This window comes from Streptomyces sp. UH6, assembly GCF_013421635.1.
Classification (GTDB): domain Bacteria; phylum Actinomycetota; class Actinomycetes; order Streptomycetales; family Streptomycetaceae; genus Streptomyces; species Streptomyces abyssomicinicus.
In genome coordinates this window covers 1-2,603 of the sequence record NZ_JACADT010000807.1, presented here as the reverse complement: position 1 = coordinate 2,603, position 2,603 = coordinate 1, and the positions used below count along the sequence as shown (strand labels likewise).

Sequence of the window (2,603 nt, the reverse complement as noted above, 5' to 3'; positions counted from 1 at the left end):
GCCCCGGCGGGATGCCGGAGGGAGCCCGCCCCGCCCGGCATCACCCGCCGCCAGTGCGCACACCCGGCGCAGTCGCACGCTCCGGCGGGGTCGAACTCCTCGAAGGCCGGCTCCGTCATGCGATCTGCCTCACATTTCGTAGGGAAATGTCCGTGCTTCTGCACGTTCGCCAGTCTCGCAACCCCGCGCCAGTGCCGCATGTTGACGGTCCGAATGATGTACGCGGCCACTCCACGGGGCGAACGATGGACGAAAGGGGCAGGTGAGGTGGTCGGGAGCACCCCGCCAGGTGGGGTAGAGTTTTCTCTGTCAGCAGGCGCCGCTAGCTCAGTTGGTTAGAGCAGCTGACTCTTAATCAGCGGGTCCGGGGTTCGAGTCCCTGGCGGCGCACGACGAGGCCCTCGCGAAAGCGAGGGCCTTTTGCTGTGCCCGCACAGCGGGAGCGCGGCAGCACCCGGGGGGCGCACAGGTGTCCCACTTGCCCCAACCTCACCCCCGGCCGCCCCATTGGGCTCGTATGCCCTGTTACGACCGCGTTGCGCATCTTGCGATCATGCTCAAACCCGTAGAACCCTGGACACAAGTAGCCGCGGCAACGCGGCCGTTGGGGATGCGCGGCGCACGGTTGCCGCCGCGGCGGGGGTGGGGCCCCGCACCGATGCGGACGCTGGGGGGCGTCGTGGAGCAGCCGGCCAGGGGGGACGAGACGTAACGGGACACGCGCCGCGGCACCGCCACGGCGCGTGCGGGGGGATGACTTCATGACGTCGACGCCGACAGGCGCCGCGCAGGACTTCGGCGCGTCCACGACCACACCGCCGCGCAGAGCGCCGGTGGCCGCACCGCAGCACAGGACGGCGAGCGGCCACACGCCGGCGACCGGCACGACGACCACCACCGGCGTCTTCCGCAGGCTGCGGCGGACCTTGCCGGCCTACGACTACGAGCACTACAGCCGGCTCGCCGGGCCGCTCACCCGCCCGGATCCGGAGAAGCCGTACACGGTCCGTTACCGGTCGCTCATCTCGCAGGAGCCGCACCGGATCCGCGTCGCTCTGATGCTGCTCGCGGCCCCGCTGCTGTCCCTGGGCCTGCTGGCCTGGCTGCTCCAGCCGTCGCACTGGACGAAGCGGGACTACCCGACGTACGACTTCCTGCCGGCGCTGGACGTCGTGATGCTGGTCTCGATCGGCCTGATCGAGCTGTTCCGCTGCGCCAACGTGCTCTCCAACGCGCACGCCACCCTGGTCGCCCGGGACCCGGTGCCGGTGGTGCCGCAGGCGGGGACGCGGGTCGCGTTCCTCACCTCCTTCGTGCCCGGCAAGGAGCCGCTGGCGATGGTCACGAAGACCCTGGAGGCGGCGGTGCGGATCCGCCACCGGGGCGTGATGCACGTCTGGCTGCTCGACGAGGGCGACGATCCGGAGGTCAAGGAGGTGTGCGCCCGGCTCGGCGTGCGCCACTTCTCCCGCAAGGGCGTCGAGCGGTGGAACCGGGCGAAGGGGCCGCACCGTGCGAAGACCAAGCACGGCAACTACAACGCCTGGCTGGACGCGCACGGCGACGCCTACGACTTCTTCTCCTCCGTCGACACCGACCACGTGCCGCTGCCGAACTACCTGGAGCGGATGCTCGGCTTCTTCCGCGACCCGGACGTCGGCTTCGTCATCGGCCCGCAGGTGTACGGCAACTACGACACCTTCGTCACCAAGGCCGCCGAGTCGCAGCAGTTCCTGTTCCACGCGCTGATCCAGCGTGCCGGGAACCGGTACGGCGCGCCCATGTTCGTCGGCACCTCCAACGCGGTGCGGATCTCCGCGCTGCGGCAGATCGGCGGGCTGTACGACTCGATCACCGAGGACATGGCGACCGGCTTCGAGATCCACCGCCACCGCAACCCGGCCACCGGGCGCAAGTGGCGGTCGGTCTACACCCCGGACGTGCTGGCGGTCGGCGAGGGCCCGAACTCCTGGACCGACTTCTTCACCCAGCAGCTGCGCTGGTCGCGGGGCACCTACGAGACGATCCTCACGCAGTACTGGAAGGGCTTCTGGTCGATGCCGCCGGGCAAGCTCTTCAACTACACGATGATGATCATCTTCTATCCGATCTCCGCCCTGAACTGGATCCTGGCGGCGCTGAGCTGCGCGCTCTTCATGGGGCTGGGCGCGTCGGGCGTCGACATCGACCCGGTGGTCTGGCTGATGCTGTACGGGAACGCCTCCGCGCTGCAGATCGGGCTGTACGTGTGGAACCGGCGGCACAACGTCTCGCCGCACGAGCCGGAGGGTTCGGGCGGCGTCGCCGGCATGGTGATGTCGGCGTTGTCGGCGCCGGTGTACGCGCGGTCGATGCTGGACTCGGTGCTGCGGCGCAGGAGCCGGTTCGTGGTGACGCCGAAGGGTGACTCGGCGAGCCCGGACACGCTCTTCGGGACGTTCCGGATCCACCTGTTCTTCATCGCGGTCTTCGGCGGCGCGATCGGTGTGGGCTTCCGGCAGGGTCACGCGCACCCGGCGATGGTGGTCTGGGCCTCCCTGGCCCTGCTGATCACGGCGCTGCCGATCGTGATGTGGCGCCTCACCCTCCGCGCGGAGCGCCGC

At 69.8% G+C, this 2,603-nt stretch carries 1 protein-coding gene and 1 tRNA gene; both read left to right on the top strand.

The genetic code is table 11. From position 1 onward, the window contains the following. Window positions 1-316 precede the first annotated feature (316 nt). A tRNA-Lys gene (locus HW445_RS26110) sits at window positions 317-390 on the top strand. Between the two features lie 371 nt (window positions 391-761). Continuing rightward, the coding region (locus tag HW445_RS26105; protein ID WP_180223344.1) for a glycosyltransferase family 2 protein at window positions 762-2,603 on the top strand (1,842 nt) is incomplete at its 3' end.